The sequence below is a fragment of the Bacillus sp. SIMBA_074 genome (assembly GCF_046534555.1).
Classification (GTDB): domain Bacteria; phylum Bacillota; class Bacilli; order Bacillales; family Bacillaceae_G; genus Bacillus_A; species Bacillus_A mycoides.
In genome coordinates this window covers 1-234 of sequence record NZ_JAWRYM010001274.1, presented here as the reverse complement: position 1 = coordinate 234, position 234 = coordinate 1, and the positions used below count along the sequence as shown (strand labels likewise).

General features: G+C 75.2%; 1 protein-coding gene. It reads right to left on the bottom strand.

The window, feature by feature from the left end; all coding sequences use genetic code 11:
• Positions 1-138: 138 nt before the first annotated feature.
• Entirely contained in the window at positions 139-234 is a 96-nt protein-coding gene (locus tag SB773_RS34810) for a DUF4244 domain-containing protein (RefSeq protein WP_410595131.1), read from the bottom strand.

Genomic DNA, 234 nt, shown 5'->3' with positions numbered 1-234 from the left:
GGCGCGATGCCGCGCCGAGCGCGCCCGCACCGAGCAGGAGCGCCAGCACCACGGCGGGCAGCCCGAGAGCGAGTTCTGCGGCGACGGAGCCTCGCTCCCCCGCCCCGGCGCGACCGGCGCCGCTCCTCCGGGGGCGCATCAGGACACGGTGAGGGCTCGCCGGACGAGATCCGTCAGGATGCCGCGAACCTCGTCGGATCGCATGATGACGACCAGGAGCCCTGCGAACGCCAC